The sequence below is a fragment of the Marinobacter alkaliphilus genome (assembly GCF_055394375.1).
Map to the genome: position 1 here is coordinate 2802203 of NZ_AP043751.1, position 17283 is coordinate 2819485.

12 protein-coding genes are annotated in these 17283 nt (G+C 58.0%); 7 read left to right on the forward strand and 5 right to left on the reverse strand.

Features of this window, described 5'->3' with window-relative positions:
• Positions 1-32: 32 nt before the first annotated feature.
• Positions 33-1055 (forward strand): 23S rRNA pseudouridine(2605) synthase RluB, encoded by a 1023-nt coding sequence (gene rluB / locus ACZ5Q2_RS12805; RefSeq protein WP_432210035.1) that lies wholly within the window; start codon positions 33-35, stop codon positions 1053-1055.
• Between the two features lie 16 nt (positions 1056-1071).
• Here rluB and ACZ5Q2_RS12810 read toward each other — a convergent pair whose 3' ends face one another.
• Entirely contained in the window at positions 1072-1998 is a 927-nt protein-coding gene (locus tag ACZ5Q2_RS12810; protein ID WP_432210034.1) for a GGDEF domain-containing protein, read from the reverse strand.
• A gap of 285 nt (positions 1999-2283) precedes the next feature.
• Between ACZ5Q2_RS12810 and ACZ5Q2_RS12815 the strand changes: the two genes are divergently transcribed.
• The 5 genes from ACZ5Q2_RS12815 (at position 2284) to ACZ5Q2_RS12835 (ending at position 12545) form a co-directional block, all read left to right on the forward strand.
• Positions 2284-2964, forward strand: coding sequence for a GntR family transcriptional regulator (locus ACZ5Q2_RS12815; protein WP_061332186.1), 681 nt, complete (start codon positions 2284-2286; stop codon positions 2962-2964).
• Position 2965: 1 nt separating this feature from the next.
• Positions 2966-6457, forward strand: coding sequence for a chromosome segregation protein SMC (smc, locus tag ACZ5Q2_RS12820; protein ID WP_432210033.1), 3492 nt, complete (start codon positions 2966-2968; stop codon positions 6455-6457).
• Positions 6458-6578: 121 nt separating this feature from the next.
• Positions 6579-7646 (forward strand): cell division protein ZipA, encoded by a 1068-nt coding sequence (gene zipA, locus ACZ5Q2_RS12825; protein WP_432210032.1) that lies wholly within the window; start codon positions 6579-6581, stop codon positions 7644-7646.
• A gap of 24 nt (positions 7647-7670) precedes the next feature.
• On the forward strand, positions 7671-9707 hold the full coding sequence (gene ligA / locus ACZ5Q2_RS12830; protein WP_432210031.1) for an NAD-dependent DNA ligase LigA: 2037 nt from the start codon (positions 7671-7673) through the stop codon (positions 9705-9707).
• A gap of 150 nt (positions 9708-9857) precedes the next feature.
• Positions 9858-12545: an alpha/beta hydrolase gene (locus ACZ5Q2_RS12835; protein ID WP_432210030.1), complete on the forward strand. Its 2688-nt coding sequence runs from the start codon at positions 9858-9860 to the stop codon at positions 12543-12545.
• 23 nt (positions 12546-12568) lie between these two features.
• Here ACZ5Q2_RS12835 and ACZ5Q2_RS12840 read toward each other — a convergent pair whose 3' ends face one another.
• From ACZ5Q2_RS12840 to ACZ5Q2_RS12850, 3 genes are all read right to left on the reverse strand, one after another.
• Positions 12569-13201 (reverse strand): CBS domain-containing protein, encoded by a 633-nt coding sequence (locus ACZ5Q2_RS12840; protein ID WP_061332191.1) that lies wholly within the window; start codon positions 13199-13201, stop codon positions 12569-12571.
• Positions 13202-13315: 114 nt separating this feature from the next.
• Entirely contained in the window at positions 13316-15187 is a 1872-nt protein-coding gene (gene mnmC, locus ACZ5Q2_RS12845) for a bifunctional tRNA (5-methylaminomethyl-2-thiouridine)(34)-methyltransferase MnmC2/FAD-dependent 5-carboxymethylaminomethyl-2-thiouridine(34) oxidoreductase MnmC1 (protein WP_061332192.1), read from the reverse strand.
• A gap of 5 nt (positions 15188-15192) precedes the next feature.
• Positions 15193-15789 (reverse strand): peptidylprolyl isomerase, encoded by a 597-nt coding sequence (locus tag ACZ5Q2_RS12850; RefSeq protein WP_061332193.1) that lies wholly within the window; start codon positions 15787-15789, stop codon positions 15193-15195.
• Between the two features lie 202 nt (positions 15790-15991).
• Here ACZ5Q2_RS12850 and ACZ5Q2_RS12855 point away from each other — a divergent pair, with 202 nt between their 5' ends.
• Positions 15992-16738, forward strand: coding sequence for a hypothetical protein (locus ACZ5Q2_RS12855; RefSeq protein ID WP_061332194.1), 747 nt, complete (start codon positions 15992-15994; stop codon positions 16736-16738).
• 71 nt (positions 16739-16809) lie between these two features.
• On the opposite strand, the gene ACZ5Q2_RS12860 is transcribed toward ACZ5Q2_RS12855, so the two are convergent.
• Positions 16810-17280: a flagella synthesis protein FlgN gene (locus ACZ5Q2_RS12860; protein ID WP_061332195.1), complete on the reverse strand. Its 471-nt coding sequence runs from the start codon at positions 17278-17280 to the stop codon at positions 16810-16812.
• Between the last annotated feature and the right edge of the window lie 3 nt (positions 17281-17283).

Sequence of the window (17283 nt, forward strand, 5' to 3'; positions counted from 1 at the left end):
AAGACATCGGTTAATCGGTAAGGACGTATTACATGGCGGCATCTAGCCCCGGAAAACAAGGCCCTGGAAAACCAGGTTCCAGAACCCGAGCATCTCAGGGCGATAAGGCTCTGTCGGAGGGCCCTGAACGCATTCAGAAACTGCTCGCAAGAGCGGGTGTTGGGTCTCGCCGGGAGATTGAAGGGTGGATGGAATCCGGGCGGTTACAGGTTAACGGCCAGCCGGCGGAGCCAGGCCAGAAAGCCACTACGGACGACCGTTTTGAGCTGGATGGAAAGCAGCTGGATGTGTCAGCCGCCGCCCAGGTGGTTCGCAGGGTGCTGATCTACAACAAGCCCGAGGGCGAAGTCACCACCCGGAAAGATCCGGAAGGCAGGCCAACGGTATTTGACCGCTTGCCACGCCTGAAAGACCAGCGCTGGATCGCCATCGGGCGGCTGGATATCAATACCACCGGGCTGGTGTTGTTCACAACCGACGGTGAGCTTGCCAACCGGTTGATGCACCCGTCGAGCCAGATTGACCGGGAATATGCCGTGCGGGTATTTGGTGAGGTAGACGACGCCATGCAGCAGCGTTTGCTGGAAGGTGTGTTACTGGATGACGGCATGGCCAAGTTCTCCGACCTGGCTCCCGCTGGCGGCAGCGGCATCAACCAGTGGTTCCACGTGACCCTGATGGAAGGACGGAACCGGGAAGTCAGGCGCCTGTGGGAGTCCCAGGGGGTTAGGGTCAGCAGGCTTAAGCGGGTGCGCTATGGGCCAATTTTCTTGCCAAGCCGTCTTACCCTGGGCAAATGGGAAGAGCTGGATCAGAAAGGTGTGGATGCCCTGAGCAAGGCCGTCGGGCTGTCTGCGGTGGATATTCCGCAAAAGACCCCCGGTGAGCAGGCGGCTCATGATCGCAGGCGACGAAAAAGTCCCGGAAAGTCTCTGCAGCGTGCCCGCAAGGGAACCTGGCAGGTCAGCGACTCTGCGCCCGCCAAGCCAAAGCGCGATGACCGCAAAGCAAGGTCAGGCGCAAAGAAGCCGGCTCGTAACAATCGGGGCGAATAAGCCCCCCAATTGTCGCTCAGGAAATACTGGCGAAAACACGGGTGCAGTTGCGGCCCTGTGCTTTCGCCCGATATAACGCTTCGTCCGCCCGGGCCAGCCACTGCTCCGGCACCTCGTCTGCAAGGTGGGTTGCCACACCGCAGCTGCCGGTAACCGTCAGTGGCGTCTCACCACCATCCACCCGAATGCTTTCGATCGCCAGACGAATGCGCTCGGCTACCTCCCGTGCTTCCTGCTCGCTGGTGTGAGGCAGTAATACCGCAAATTCTTCCCCGCCAAATCGATACACTGTGTCTGAATTTCGAATGGCTTGTTCCAGTTTCTCTGCGGTTCTGGTCAGGATATGATCCCCAACCACGTGCCCGTGATTGTCATTGATCAGTTTGAAGTGGTCCAGGTCGCACAGGATGAGGCTCCAGGGCGCGCCATGCCGGTCGGCCAGAGCGCTTGCCCGCAGCAGGGCTTCGTCAAGGGCTCGTTTGTTGCCAATGCCGGTCAGTGCGTCGGTCAACGCGGCTTGCTCAATGGCGATGAACTGGCAGGCATTGCGCAGTGGGCAGATGGCTGCCGAGAGCATCATCTCCAGGCCAGTAAGTTCTTCGTCTGTAAACTTTTGCCGGCGATGAAAGGCGAGCGTGCCATAGTAACTACCTTCCAACGTGAGGCGGTATTCGCAGCGATGGGGCCCGCCCATACCGGTTGAGAACACAAAATCCTGCCGGGCAATCCGATGCCGGTAATTGAGGGCATCAAACGGGATGGTTTGTGCAATTTCCTCTGCGATGATGCCTAGTTGGGTTTCCAGTGACAGGGTGGTAGACAGCCGTTTTGCCATCTTGGTAAGAACATCAGGGGACTGGTTCCAGTCATGAAACGACTGCTTCAGGGCGGCCAGCCTGGCCGGCTGCGTCTTTGACGGCTGAATCGAAGTCAGGTTTTTCACAATGGCTCGCTCTGCTTCTGGAAACGGGTATAGTTGCAGCCTTACCAGCATGAACTGTGCCATTGAAAATAAAGGCATAATAAACAATGGAATATAATGTTTTCTTTATTCCGTTTTGAGGGTTTGGGCGGGGTGATTGTCCGAAAGCGCCATTTTTCCGGCAGGGCATTGCCGCTGGTGCAAAACCTGCAATCAAAATGTCAGACAAGGGGTGGGGCTGGCCGGAGGCTGTGATAAACTTCTGCGCTTGACCATGTCCTGTCATAACAAGAGAGCATCAGGTTTATGAGATTTCAGGCACCGGAGAGCCTTTCAGAGCAAATCGCGCAGCATATCGGCCAACGGATCATCATTCGTGATCTCAAGCCGGGGGAGCGGATTCAGGAACTGAAGGTGGCCGGTGAGCTGAATGTCAGCCGTGGCTCGGTGCGCGAAGCGCTGCTGATACTTGAGCGCCGCCACCTGGTGGAAATCTTTCCGCGCCGGGGGGCGGTGGTGTCTGATCTGACTCCGGGTTCGGTCAACGCCCTGTACGATATCTACATCGATCTGCTATGCATGCTCGGGCGCAAAGTGCTGGAGCGGTGGTCCGGTTCCGAGCTTGGTGGCGTGATGAGCCAGGTCAAGGAGCTTCAGGCGGTCATTGATGCACTCAATTCCAATGCCACTGATGCCGCGGAACAGGTCATAGACGCCGGCTTCGGCGTCATGCGTTACGCCTACCGATTGGTCGAAAACCCGTTTCTTGAAGAAACCCTTGAGAATTTCCGGCCCGCCATCAGCCGCACCTATTACGTAGCCCTTGAGCATTTCAGAAGTGAGATCGCCGAAACCGGCACTTTTTTCCGTCATCTGGCAGATGCGGCGGTCAAGGGCGATTCAGCTCTCCTGGAGCGGGTTATCCAGGATTTCGGCGAACACCAGAGAGCACAGGTTTTGAGCATTCTCACGGAGGAGAACGCCTGATATGAGGCTCAAGTCCATCAAGCTGGCTGGCTTCAAGTCGTTTGTTGATCCCACTACGGTGCCATTCCCGTCCAACATGACGGCGGTGGTGGGGCCAAACGGTTGTGGCAAGTCCAACATCATCGACGCCGTGCGCTGGGTGATGGGTGAAAGCTCCGCCAAGTATCTGCGCGGCGAGTCCATGACGGACGTCATCTTTAACGGCTCAAGTGCCCGTAAGCCTGTCGGCCAGGCGTCTATCGAACTGGTGTTCGATAACGGTGATGGCACCGCGCCTGGTGAATTCGTCAAGTTCAACGAAATTTCGGTCAAGCGCCGTGTGTCCCGTGAGGGGCAATCGGAATACTTCCTGAATGGCGCCAAATGTCGTCGCCGGGACATCACCGATCTGTTCCTGGGCACCGGCCTTGGCCCTCGTAGCTACGCAATCATCGAGCAGGGCATGATTTCCCGGTTGATTGAGGCGAAGCCTGAAGAGCTGCGCGTATACATCGAGGAAGCCGCGGGAATCTCCAAATACAAGGAACGAAGGCGCGAGACCGAGAACCGGATCAAGCGCACCCAGGAGAACCTGGAACGGCTTACCGACCTCCGCGAGGAGCTAGGGCGCCAGTTGCAGCATCTGGAGCGGCAGGCGGCCGCGGCCGAGAAGTATAAGGCCTACAAGCAGGAAGAACGGCAGAAAAAGGCCGAGCTTACGGTGCTGCGCTGGCAGGCGCTGGATAATGACTTACAGTCCTGGCGTGGAAAGATTCGGGATACCGAGCTCGAGCTGGAAAAACTGCTGACCGAACGGGTTAATCTGGAAACCTCCCTGGAATCGCTTCGGGAAGACCACCACGAACGCACCGAACATTTCAATCGGGCCCAGGCACGCTACTACGAAGCCGGCGCCGATATTGCCCGGATCGAACAAAGCCTGGAACACCAGCGGGAGCGCAGCCGCCAGACCGCCGCAGAGCTGGATCAGGCCATGGCCAACCAGCGGGAACTGGGGCGTGAGCTTGAGCAGGACGAAGAAAAGCTGGCGGGCATTCAGGAAGAGCTCGATATGATTGAGCCGGAGCAGGAAGCCCTGGCTATGCGTTCTGAAGAGTCTGGAGAAAAACTCCAGCTGGCCGAAGACGCCATGAGTGACTGGCAGCACCGGTGGGAGGAGTTCAGCACCCGGTCATCCGACGCTCGGCGCCAGGCGGAACTCGCCCAATCCCGAATCCGGTCGCTGGAAGACGCTATTGCCCAACTACAGAACCGTCACGGCAAACTGCTGGACGAACAGGTGTTGTTGGAAGAGCAGCTGGACCGGGCGGAACTTGATGAGCTGCTCGAACAGCAGGAAACCCTCGAGCTACAGCGTGAAGAGGCAGCGGAGCGCATTCAGACACTGCAGGATGACGTATACCAGAGCCGGCAGAAGCTGCGGGAAGCAGAGCAGGCTGTGGCCGAACGCCGGCAACAGGTGCATAGCCTGAAAGCGGCCCTGGACTCCCAGATGGCCTTGCTGGATGAACAGATGGGCGGCCATGACGACACCTTGCAGGGCTGGTTGCGGGATAACGGTTTGTCGGATGCGCCCAGGGTCGCCGCCGCATTGCGTATTGAAGATGGCTGGGAATTTGCGGTAGAGCAGGTGATTGGCCGGTTCAGCCAGGGGCTTGCATTGCCGGGCTTTGACCACCTTGTTGACGCCCTGGACAGCGCGCCAAAAGGCCTTGCGCTGGTGTCTTCGGGCACTGAACCAAGGCCTGCTGGAGGGTTGGCGGCGAAGGTGGATGGCGTGGGTGCCATCAGTCATCTGCTTGCCGGTATTGATACAGCAGACTCCACCAATGACGCACTGGCGCGCCGGTCCCAACTTTCCGCCGGTGACAGCTTGATTACCCCTGAAGGCGTCTGGGTTGCTCGCGATTGGGTCTTGATGCCCGACTCCGAAGCCGGGCAAATCGGTGTCATTGAGCGCCAGAAGAAAGTGAGCGAGCTTGAGGCACGTCTGCAAGAGGCGGAAGAGCTGCTTGAGCAGGCGGTCGAGGCACTGGAGTTGCTCCAGGAACAGGGCGAGCGTGCTGAGTCGGCCAGGGAAGAAGCCCAGGCCCGTTTGAGTGACGCTGAGCGGGAACTCGGTGCGTTGTCCTCAAAAGTTAGTGGTCTGAAAGCCCGGGCTGAACAGATTGATGCCCGCCTTGCCCGTATCCGGGATGATATAGAAGATGTGGCCGGAAACCTGGAACAGCAGAAGGAAGATCTCGAATCCGCGAGGGAAGAATGGAACCTGGCGCTGGCTTCCACCGAGGACAGTGACGAAGAGAAAGAACGGCTGCTGGAGCAGCGTGATAACTTGCGGGAGAATCTCGACAGGCTCCGCCAGGAAGCCCGCCACGACCGGGACCATGCCCACCAGTTGCAGTTGCAACTGCAGTCATTGCAAAGCCAGCGCGATGGTTTGAAGCAGACCATCGAACGCATGCAAATGCAGAAAGAACGGCTGGAAGAGCGTCTTGATATGCTCCGGGAAAGCCGAGAGAGCGCTGAAGAGCCACTGGAAGACCTGCAACTTCAACTCGAGGGGCTTCTGGAGCGCCGGTTGGCGGAGGAGGAGAAGCTTTCGGCCGCCAGGGACGCCCTGGAAGACATTGACCGCGAGGTACGGGAGCGGGAGCAGGGCAGAAGCCGCACCGAGCATGTGGTGGGTGAGGTACGTGCGCGGCTCGAAAAGCTCAATTTGGAATCCCAGGCGCTCGAAATCCGGTCTGGTAACCACATCGAGCAGCTCAAGGAGCTGGATGTAAAGCTCCAGGAAGTGCTGGGCCAGTTGCCGGAAGCTGCCGATGAGAAAATCTGGGCCGAAGAACTGGAGAAGATTGGTAACCGTATCCAGCGGTTGGGGGCCATTAATCTGGCAGCCATCGAGGAATATCAGGTACAGAGTGAGCGAAAGACCTACCTGGATGAGCAGCACAACGACCTGATGGAAGCCCTGGAAACCCTGGATACCGCCATTCGCAAAATAGACCGGGAAACCCGTCAGCGCTTCAAGGAAACCTTCGATCAGGTTAACGGTGGCCTGCAGGCGTTGTTCCCCAAAGTGTTTGGAGGTGGCAATGCCTATCTGGAGCTGACCGGCGAAGATCTGCTGGAGACCGGCGTGGCGATCATGGCGCGGCCACCGGGCAAGAAGAACAGTACCATCCACCTGCTGTCCGGTGGCGAGAAAGCCTTGACTGCGATTGCCCTGGTATTCTCTATCTTCCAGCTCAATCCGGCGCCTTTCTGTATGCTGGATGAGGTAGATGCCCCGCTGGACGATGCCAACGTTGGCCGTTACGCCAATATGGTGAAAGAGATGTCCAAACAGGTACAGTTCATCTACATTACCCACAACAAGATCGCCATGGAAATGGCGGACCAGTTGATGGGCGTCACCATGCACGAACCGGGTTGTTCCCGGCTGGTTTCGGTGGATGTCGACGAGGCGGCAGCCTTGGCGGAGGCCTGAGGGTTGGCGAAAAAGCCGTCAACCATGACAATAACGCCATCTCGGCCCGGAGTGCGTTGTATTCATTACGGGCTTTTCTTAGAGTAGCAACGTTCCGAACTGCAAACAGGACAGCAGCACTATGTCACTTAGGGAATGGTTAATTGCCATAGGTACCCTGGTTATTCTTGGAATCGTCATTGATGGTGTTCGGCGGATGCGCCGGGCCCGTAAGGAATCCATGGCGATTTCCTCCGGAATGGGCGCGGATGATCTGAAGGATTCCCCGCTCGATGATGATTACAATCCAGAACTTCCCAATGGTGGAGCCCGAACCGTATCCAGGGGAACCCTCGAAGAGCGGGGCTACCTCAAGCGGGACACGTCAGAGGATTTCGGCAGTTCGGACGATGACGACGTTATGCTGGAATCGGGGTGGGGCGCGACCGACGACAACATCGACGATGGTGTCCTGGGTGAGCCAAGAGTCGTGAATAGCCGTTCCGAGCGTTCAGTAGAACCACCGGCGGGTGAGGCTGAGGAGGTCTACGACGACGAAGTCTCCGCCCGGCCGGTATCAGAGCCCGAACTGCCGCCAGAACCGGAGCCGGCACCGGAGTCAGCACCAGAACCAGAACCGAAATCTCGTCCCGCAGGAAAAACCCGAGCGAAAGAACCTCCTGTGTTGACCACAGAGGTTGAGGAAGATACCGCTCGCCGGGAAGCGGCACCGGGCCCACGCAAAAATCAGCCGTTGGCGGGAGCCAATCGCCCGGAAGCCAGGGAAGTGCTGGTGATTAACGTATTGGCGCGTAACGGTGAGGAGTTCCAGGGAACGATACTGAAAAAGCTGTTTGAGGCCTGCGGTCTTGAACATGGCGACATGGACATCTACCACCGGCATGAAGGTGCTGACACCACCACGCCAGTGCAGTTCAGCGTTGCCAACGCGGTGGAGCCGGGAACCTTCCGGCCCCAGGATATGCCAACGTTGAACACTCCCGGAATCAGTTTCTTCATGAGCCTGCCCGGGCCATCCAATGCCATGCAGGCCTTCGAATTCATGCTCGAAACCGCTCAGTGCGTTGTGCGCAATATGGGCGGTGAACTGAAAGACGAACGCCGCAGCGTAATGACTCCGCAGACGATTGAGCACTGCCGGCAGCGCATCCGTGAATTCGAACGTAAACAGCGTTCCCATCGGGTATAACACTTAATCAGGACATTCGATCCGATGAGCCAGGTTTCTGCCGATATCCAGCAGCGCGTGGAACAGTTGCGCGCTGCCCTGGACGATCACAATTACTACTATTACGTTCTGGATGACCCCAGGATACCCGATGCTGAATACGATCGGCTGTTCCGTGAACTCCAGACACTGGAAGCGGACTACCCGGAACTGGCCACAGATAACTCGCCTACCCGGCGGGTTGGCAGTGCCGCGGAAACCAGTTTTGAAGAAATCACCCATCGATTGCCCATGCTGTCATTGGACAATGCGTTTAGTGACGACGAGCTCCGTGATTTCGACCGCCGAGTGCGTGATCGCCTGGCAACCGAGGATCCGGTGGAATATGTCTGTGAGCCCAAGCTGGATGGCCTTGCGGTCAGCTTGCACTATGAGCAGGGTGTATTAACTCGGGCCGCCACCCGAGGCGACGGTTATACGGGTGAGGATATCACGGCCAATATACGCACCATTCCGTCAGTCCCCTTGACCTTGCGGAGCGACGACTATCCGGATCTGGTGGAAGTTCGGGGTGAAGTCTATATGCCCAAGGCGGGGTTTGAGCAACTGAACCGGCGCCTCGCTGAGCAAGGCGAAAAGACCTTTGTAAACCCCAGGAATGCCGCTGCCGGCAGCCTGCGCCAGAAGAAATCAACAGTCACCGCCAAGCGCCCCCTGGAGCTGTGTGCCTACAGCATGGCGGTCACCGACGAAAGCCTGCTGCCTGAAACCCACTGGGAAAGCTTGCAGCGGGTTCGGGGCTGGGGGTTTCGTATTAACCCGGAAATGCGCAAAGCCATGGGGGTTGAAGCCTGCCTCGAGGCGTACCAGGAGCTGATGGCCAAGCGCGACACGCTGCCGTACGAAATAGACGGTATCGTGTTCAAGGTGAATCGCCTGGATTTGCAGCAGCAGCTGGGCTTTGTGTCCAGGGCACCCCGGTGGGCCATTGCCCACAAATTCCCTGCCCAGGAAGAACTGACCGTTATTGAAGATGTAGAGTTCCAGGTGGGCAGGACCGGGGCTGTCACGCCTGTTGCCCGGCTCAAACCGGTGTTTGTGGGTGGCGTGACCGTTTCCAACGCAACACTCCACAACATGGACGAGATTCGCCGGCTGGATGTGCACATCGGTGATACGGTGTTCATACGCCGCGCTGGAGATGTCATTCCGCAAGTGGTGAAGGTGGTTCCGGAGAAACGCCCGAAGGGCGCGGCGGAAGTGGTCATGCCGAGCCAATGCCCGGTCTGTGACTCGGACATCGTCCAGATAGAAGGGGAGGCTGTCGCCCGTTGTTCCGGGGGGCTGTACTGCCCCGCCCAGCGCAAGGAAGCCATTCGCCATTACGCCTCCCGCAAGGCCATGGATATCGAAGGTCTGGGTGACCGGCTGATTGAAGTGCTGGTGGATGAAGGCATGGTGAACACCGTCGCGGACCTGTACCGACTAACCAAATTCCAGTTATCCAGCCTTGACCGTATGGGGGATAAATCAGCAGGCAACCTTGTGGCGGCCATTGACCGGGCCCGTAGGCCGGTGCTGTGGCGGTTCCTCTACGCCCTGGGTATTCGTGAGGTGGGTGAGGCGACCGCGAAGTCCCTGGCATCGCATTTCGGTACCCTTGAGGCAATTTCAGCCGCCGATGACGAGGCGCTGCAGGCGGTACCGGACGTTGGTCCTATCGTGGCCGGCCATATTCGCAGTTTCTTCGACCAGCCCCACAACCAGGAAACCCTGCAGGCTTTGAGAGACGCCGGGGTAAGCTGGCAGGAAGAGCAGGGTTTCCCTGCCGAGGCCAAACCCCTTGCCGGGGAAACCTGGGTGCTGACCGGCACTCTGTCACAAATGACAAGGGACCAGGCGAAGGAAAAACTGGAAAAGCTGGGGGCCAAAGTGGCCGGCAGTGTTTCGAAGAAAACCGCCTGCGTTGTGGCCGGCGAGGCCGCTGGCTCCAAACTGGCCAAGGCGGAACAACTGGGAGTACCTGTGCTGGATGAAGATGGGCTTCTCGCTCTGTTGAAGGAGCATGGCATAGAAGGCTGATGCGGCCCGGCCGGTGAATCTGAGAACTCGCGCAGATCTGGCAGGGCACAAATTGGCTAACATGGCGTTGATCTGTAACGGTGTGTAAACCGGGAGCGTTATGCCCCGCTGGCACCGCCATAACAACAACGTCATGAAACGGATTTTTGCATGCGCGCCGATCTGCTCCCCCGCACCTCCTCCTCTGGCCGTCTTCTTGGCCTGGCCCTGATCGCACTGATGTCTGCCGGCTGTAAAACCGAAAAAGACCCCGACCAGCCCACGCTGCTTGGCGCGCCGCCCACCACGGCCTACCTCGGGGTTGAGTATTACTACAACTGGGGAGCTTATGGCGGCGAGAGCATACTGGATTACTCGCTGACGAACGCCCCGTCCTGGCTTGCGCTGGAAGATACCAGCAACAAAGCCCGTCAGGGCATCATCATGCGCGGCGTTCCTGGTCTCTCAGGGGGCGCGAGAGGTGAGGCCGATCTGGGCAGAAACGACAACATCGACATCGTCACCACCGATGGCCGCATGGCCGGGTTCCAGCCTTTTGATATTGAAGTCAAACGGAATGTAGTGTCGCTGGAGGCGCCGTCGTTCACCGAGGGCGAAAGCCCGGACATTCCCGACAGCTCCCGAACCCGTTGTGAACTGCCTGCACTGGATGTGGTCGGCGAGCATGACTATGAGATTGACCTGTACAACGAGGATGGCTCGTTTAAGGAGTCCAAGGCAGTTACTTCGCCAACCAATCGCGTGTTTGCAAAGGTTCTTTTGGACCAACCCTCCGTGACAAGGGTTTCCATCGCGTTCGAGCTGCGCTCGGAATTCGATGAGAATAAGTGTGACGACGAGGAAAGCCCACCGCACCAGCGGTGCGAATACAGCAGTGACAACCTCGGCCGTGCCATTATCGGTAACGACATTGTCGCGCAGGGCAGCAACACCGCGTTCCCGGTGGATGAACAGGGCGAGGAGCTGACCTACATCTCGTACTACGAGAACGACGCTGGCATCAAGGATCGGGGGCTGATTACCCTCGAGCCAGGTATCACCGAGTGCTACATTCCATTGGAAGTCATTGACGACACCATCCCCGAACCTTCCGAACTGGCGCAGCTTCATTTAACAGAGGTGCGCACGGGCATTGCCTCCCTGGGCGCATCGGACACCGGTGTGCGAACCAACCTGACCATTCGTGACAATGAACCGACGGTTGCCATCGAAACCCTGAAGGGCGGCCCGCGAGATACGTTGAACACCGGTACAACCGGGCAATATCGGGCCACGCTGTCCGGTGATAGGGAGGACGTCATCAAAGTCCGTTTGACGCACGCCCAAGGCTCCACGGCACGGCTGGGAACCGAGTTTGTCATTGAGCAGGAAGGCGTGGAGAACGATACCTTAAGCTTTCCCGTTGGCCAGAATGAATTGCTTTTCGAGGTCCGTGCCAGTGAGAGCTATTCAACGCCGGAGGACCTGCACGACCGATTTGCGAACCTGGCGGTAGACAGCCGGTTCCAGGCGGGCCGGGAAGGTTTTGCCAGAGGTGCCAGCGATAACCTGTTGAGGCTCAGCTTCAATCGTCTGAAAGAGTCTATTGTCTGGAATGACGGGTTTGTTGCGACGGACTTTACCGTTGGTCATGGCGGTCGCTACTTTGTCGCCGGGAGCAACAACGGCCAGGTTCAGGTGCGCATTCATGATCAGACTGGCGCCCTGCTGGGCGACCCCGTAGTTGTTGCCGATCTCGCAGATGCCTCAGCCCGCCCCGATGTGTTCGTGGATGTGGCGGAGCGGCGGGTCACCGAAGACACGGTCCGGGTCACCCGATATGAAATGGCCGTGGCATTCACTACTGACGAGCCGGTTGGCTCAGGCGATGCCGGGGCCGGAGATAATGTGATTGTAGGCGTTTATCGACTAAGTGATGGAGAGTATCAGCTGCGCTGGGATGACCTGTTCCGGATGGGCACCTCCGGGCATGACCGTGTTCGATGGATAGGGCTCAACCCTGGCAGTGGCTATGTTGCGATCGCGGGTGAAACCGACGGCGTATGGGATGGAGAGTCGTCGGCCGGCGGTATCGACGCATTCCTGACCCGAATCGATACGATACCCGATGGCGATGCCCTGGTACCAACGATCGCCTGGACGCGCCAGGTGGGTTCTGAGGGTGATGACTATGTGGTGGGCGGCAGTGTGGCCGCTCTCAGCCCCCTGCTGTTTGGTTTTGCGCCATCATCGATCGACGGCACGGCGGTTACCGGCCCCTTTTTCTTCGGTGGCAGCGCCTCGGGGACAGTGTCGGTTTACCAGGTTGGAGAAGAATCCGCCGAGGTTCTGCGGCACGGGTTTTATGGCGATGGTAGCGCCTGGCTGATTGGTGACGGCCCCTTTGAGTATCGAATGGAAGTTAACGAAGATGATGCTGACGAACTTATTCGCACACGCGTGAACAGCCGGGCCGGGTTTGCTCTCGGTTACAGTACCTCGGGTGCCATAGGCAGTGCATTGTCGGCCAATGATCAGAATGACACTGCCATTGTAGAGCTGAGCCAGGGCCTGCTGTTTAACGGCGATATGGTCATTGCGGGTTCCACCGACGGGGTCTTCGCTGAAGGCGCTGGAAATCCCTCCACCCGCCATGCAATCCTGGCAAGGCTGAATCGTGGTGATGACGAAGCGGCTTATCGGAGCTGGCGCATTCAGCCTGATGTTGAGGGGTTGAATGTGTTAAGGCTGAAAAACTATCGGGATGATGAAATTACTGCGTTGGTAGACCTCGGTGGTGAGCTGGCAATTAGACTGTTCAGCCCGGAGGGCGATGCACTGACCTCCGAGAACCCTTAATGGCGTTGAAGGGGGGGGAGGCCTTAGACGGTCCCCTCCTGCCGGCTGGCGCTGGCATACAGCTTCAGGTAGTCGGTACTGGTCACAATGCCTGATGGCTGGCCTTTTGCGTCAACGATCAGTGCCGCGTTCAATTGGTGTGCAAGCATAAGCCGCGCGAGCTGGTGTGCGTCGGTTTCCGGAGAGGCGGTCAGGAAAGCTGGCAGTTCAACCTGAGACAGGCTCTGACTTACTGCTTGTGACGGGTTTTCGTGGAGCCAGGCGAGTAGCCAGCGCAGGTCAATCAGGCCTGCAACGTTGTGGTCGGCCAGGATGACCAGATGGTGCACATTGTTGTCTTCCATGCTGGACATGGCCTCACCCATGGAAGCCGTAGCGGGTACAGAGTACAGCGCCGGTGAGCAAATGGCGGAAACAGGCAGGTACACACGCTCCTCGCGCCGTTCTCCGGCGGCTGCGGCGCCATACTCCTGGAGTGCACGGTGGCGGCCGCTGTTAGCGGCTTGCTGAAACTCCGCGTCGGTTGCCTCGCTGTGGCCCGGTGAAATCGCGCCGGATTCCGTCAGCTCGGTGACGTCGCCAACGCGACGGCTTCGCAAGGCTTCCGGCAATCGGGTGCCGATTGGTCGCCCCGGCTCACTTACGTGAATAGACATTCCACTAACTCTCCCATGTGACTGCTGCAACATCCCAATGCAGAGCAGCTCCTCTAATGGTAACGGCTGAATGTCACAAAACTGTAGGCCGGCCTCATTACGCCTGGGTAAGTGTCAGGTTCGGTATAGCCGCCCCGTTTCCAGTCGCTTTGAGAGCGGCGCAGGCAAGCAGTGGGGCTGGCCGCTGATAACATCTGCCAGATATTCTGCCAGCAAGGGTGCCCAGACCAACCCTTTGCTGCCCAGGCCGGTCAGCAGATACAGGTCGTTAAGGTGGTTCCCCTCTGTGTCCCGCATGTGGCCGGCCACAGGCTGGTAATCGTGCGTGGTACAGCGAAAGGCCACTCGCCCTTGCAGCTGATCGGGATCTGGCACCGATTCTTTGGTTACAGACGGCAGAATCCGTTTTAGCTCGTCAAGGTTTTCCTGGTGGCCTGCGGGGGTTGGGTAGGGGGTCTCGTCCTTAAGGTCAAATGTCGCCCCGGTGACTGCACTGCCGCCTTGAACAGGGTTGAGATACTTTGTCCCGCAGATCACCGTTTGGGGTAGGTTGAAGTTTGCCTCCGGTAGTTCAGTAACCTGACCGCGGATCGCTTTCAAACGGAGCTGCCCGGCTACGGGCACCAAGGCGGGGCTTTCGTGGCCTCCGGCAATGATCACCGCGTCTGCGCGGCAGTCTTCGCCAGAGTGATTGCGGATACACCATTGATTGTTACATGGCAGAAGGTTGACGACCTGGTAACTGAATCGTGTTTCGATCAGCGGGTGCTCAGCCAGCTGCTGACAGGCCTTTGCAGGCTCAAGCCAGCCAGAACCGGGAAACCAGAGACCGCCAGTATCGACGGGAATCCCTGCCAGTTCGCTCGCCCTGATTGCATCCACGGGTTCCAGCAGATTATCCGGGTATTCATTGCGCTCGCAGAACCGCCGTTGGCGGTCAGCTTCCTGATCATCGGTCGCCAATTGCAGCAGCCCCGTTGGGTGCCAGAAGCGGTTTTGCCAGGGCCGATAGAAACGTTGGCTGAAACTGAGGGCAGTTGCGGCAAGCTCAGTCTGTGCGTTGTACTCCACACCAAGTTTTACATAGAGCGCGCCCTGGGGATTGCCAGATGCCGCAGAACCGGCGTGGGGCGCCTTGTCCAGCAGCAGCACCTGTACACCCCGTTCCGCCAGATTGCGGGCGAGCAGGGTGCCGGCAATTCCTGCACCGATAACGGCAACCGTGCCAGTTCTCGCCTCTTGATTAGTGGTATTCCCTGGCGCGTATATACCTGCAAGCATTTCCCGCTTGCGGCCAAAGCCGGGGACTTTTGCGATCTCGAAGCCGGCCTCTGCAAGGCTGCGCCGCACACGGCCAACGGCGGTAAACGTGGCCAGGGTCGTTCCGGGCTTGCTATGGCTGGTGATCAGACCAATGGCATCGTCCAGCCACATGTCCGGGTTTAACGACGGGGCGAAGCCGTCAAGGAACCAGGCATCGGCGAAAAAAGTGAGATCCTTCCAGGCATCCAGGACATCGCCAAAATACAGGGTCAGCCGAACCCGACCTCCGGCCAGCACCAGCCGGTGAGTGCCCTTGATCAGTGGAGGGTAATGTTCGATAAGCTCCGTTGCCAGGGGGCTTAGCTCGGGCCAGTACGACAGCGCCTTTTCGAGGTCTTGACGGCGCAGGGGAAATCGTTCTACCGACACAAAGTGCAGAATGGCGTTGTCATCGGCCGGGCGCTGCTTTAACCATTCCGCCCAGGCGGCGAGAAAATTCAGGCCCGTGCCAAAACCGGTTTCAGCGATCACAAAGTGGCCGGTGTCTGGCACCTGCTGGAACCGCTCCGGCAACTGGTTATGCCCGATAAAAACATACCGGGTTTCTGCCAGGCCGTTGTCCCTGCTGAAATATACGTCTCCAAACCGGGTGGATTCGGGTACGCCGTCGCGCCAGATAAGATCTGCCGGCTCCATGGCCGGTGGCAGGCAGGGGGAGTGCATAGGGCTCAGTCTTCAATATTAACCAGAGTCACTTTCTCGATCACGACGGCCTGAACCGGAACATCCGCCATGCCCTGGCGATGTCCGGTTTGTACGCCGGCAATCTTGTCGATCACGCCCATGCCCTCGGTGACTTTGCCAAAGACCGCGTAGCCCGCACCACGCACACCAGCATTCAGGAAATCGTTTCTGGCGACGTTAACAAAGAACTGAGAGGTTGCTGAGTTTGGGGAGCTGGTTCGGGCCATGGCCACGGTGCCCCGAAGATTAGGCAGGGTTGCTGAGGCTTCGTTAACGATGGGGTTTTTGGTCTGTTTGCGGGCCATGGTTTCGGTTAATCCGCCGCCCTGAATCATAAAGCCGGGAATCACCCGGTGAAAGATCGTACCGTCGTAGAATCCGTCTTCGACATAGGAGAGGAAATTCTCCACGGTTTTGGGGGCTACGTCAGGGCGCAACTCAAGCTCAAAGGCCCCTTCAGAGGTAACAAAGCGAACCTTCGGCAGTTCTTCGGCCTGAATAGGAGTGGCCAGCATCAGGGCAGCGATGGCGGCAAACAGGACGGACATCACAGTTAATACGGGTTTTACGGTATTTGTCATTTCAGAGGCTCTCACAGTTTCAGTTGTTATCAGGAATCCTGAGACAATCCGGATAGAACAAAATTAGCGAAGATCTTAACAGATCCTTACCTGAATAAGTGCAAATCAGAACAGCGTAGGCCAGGGGATTGGGCTACGCTTTAATCATTATCAATACCGGGCCTGGTTGTACGGTGATCACTCTGAATGCGGGAGGAGCCTAGTGAGAATCCGTAAGGGGTTTGAAGAAAAGTCCCGGCTTGGCCGGTTGTTGATCAATCGTGGCTATTTGTCGGAAGGTCAGCTGGACGAGGCGTTGTTGTTGCAGCGGGAAACCGGGCAGCGCCTGGGCGAAGTGTTGATCGCCGCTGGCTGGGTGACTGACAAGGAACTGCATCGCGTTCTCAAACACCAGGCCCGTTATCGTAATGCGGCAGCGCTGGTTACCATGGTGACGTTGCCGTTTCAGCCGTTGGTGTCGCTGGCGGCCGGCAATACCAGCGCGGCATCCATGCCTGCGCAGGCCGGTCAGTTATATGAAAAGGGGGGCTTTGCGCCTCTGTCTGACAGCGATATGGCCGGCGTAACGGCTCAAAGCAGTGTGGGCTTGCTGGAGCGTATTGAAACGGTTGCCGCAATGCCGGGAAATGCTGGCGGCGCGGTTGATGACCCGGAACTCGCCGGACTCGATTCAGTAGAGGGAATCAAGCTGGCCGCCAACATTTTTGTGCCAGTGCTCAGTTTCCTCGATTCCGACCTGACCATCTCTGGTGTTCACTACAGGGAGGGTGAGCCCCGCTATTCCATTCGAGAGGATGGCGCCTTGAGGCTGGCGTTTCCCGAACGGATTGAGGAGATCCGGATGGACAATATCCGCGTGAGTGGCAATCAGAGTCCATCCATGGGGAACGTCAGCATTCACAACATACGGTTTCATCCGGATTCCCAGATGACGATCTACACCCGTTAATGAACGGGTAAGGTGAATCTAACGAAAAACGCCCGGATAGCTCATCCGGGCGTTTTTGTTTGCCGGGTCGGTCAGGCGCTGGCCAGAATGTTGCCGCTGGATACACTGGTTTGTTCGCCCTTGGCGCCATAAAGCTTCTGTTGGGCAGAGGCGCCACGGAAGATGTCCGTGAGCCTCGTCAGGCGTTTTTGAAGGTGTCCGACAACACGACCGTTGTTCTGGTTCAGTTCCTGGCAGGCACGAAGGCGCCCATCGGCGGTTTTCCAGAGTTGGTAAAGGTCTTCCATACCACCGGCACGGATAAACCTCGAGGGCTCGCCGGCATCCGGTCGGTACCCCATGTTCACCAGCAGGCGGATCTTTTGTTTCGCACGCTCACGGATATCCGTCAGGATGTTGTTTTTCTGAGTGGTGATTTCCTGGAGCGGAGCGATGTCGGAGGACGCCAGGAGTTGTTTTTCCTGGTTGAGAAGATCTGCCAGGGTTTCAAGCTGGCGGATGTCTTCTGAGAGAAGGGTCTTCAATTCAATGATTGCAGCCATGTT

Excerpts from the sequence above, each read along its gene's own strand:
- smc (WP_432210033.1), top strand. The coding sequence starts at position 2,966 with ATGAGGCTCAAGTCCATCAAGCTGGCTGGCTTCAAGTCGTTTGTTGAT.
- mnmC (WP_061332192.1), bottom strand. The coding sequence starts at position 15,187 with ATGCACTCCCCCTGCCTGCCACCGGCCATGGAGCCGGCAGATCTTATC.
- ACZ5Q2_RS12840 (WP_061332191.1), bottom strand. The coding sequence starts at position 13,201 with ATGTCTATTCACGTAAGTGAGCCGGGGCGACCAATCGGCACCCGATTG.
- ACZ5Q2_RS12860 (WP_061332195.1), bottom strand. The coding sequence starts at position 17,280 with ATGGCTGCAATCATTGAATTGAAGACCCTTCTCTCAGAAGACATCCGC.
- rluB (WP_432210035.1), top strand. The coding sequence starts at position 33 with ATGGCGGCATCTAGCCCCGGAAAACAAGGCCCTGGAAAACCAGGTTCC.
- ligA (WP_432210031.1), top strand. The coding sequence starts at position 7,671 with ATGAGCCAGGTTTCTGCCGATATCCAGCAGCGCGTGGAACAGTTGCGC.
- ACZ5Q2_RS12850 (WP_061332193.1), bottom strand. The coding sequence starts at position 15,789 with ATGACAAATACCGTAAAACCCGTATTAACTGTGATGTCCGTCCTGTTT.
- ACZ5Q2_RS12815 (WP_061332186.1), top strand. The coding sequence starts at position 2,284 with ATGAGATTTCAGGCACCGGAGAGCCTTTCAGAGCAAATCGCGCAGCAT.
- zipA (WP_432210032.1), top strand. The coding sequence starts at position 6,579 with ATGTCACTTAGGGAATGGTTAATTGCCATAGGTACCCTGGTTATTCTT.
- ACZ5Q2_RS12835 (WP_432210030.1), top strand. The coding sequence starts at position 9,858 with ATGCGCGCCGATCTGCTCCCCCGCACCTCCTCCTCTGGCCGTCTTCTT.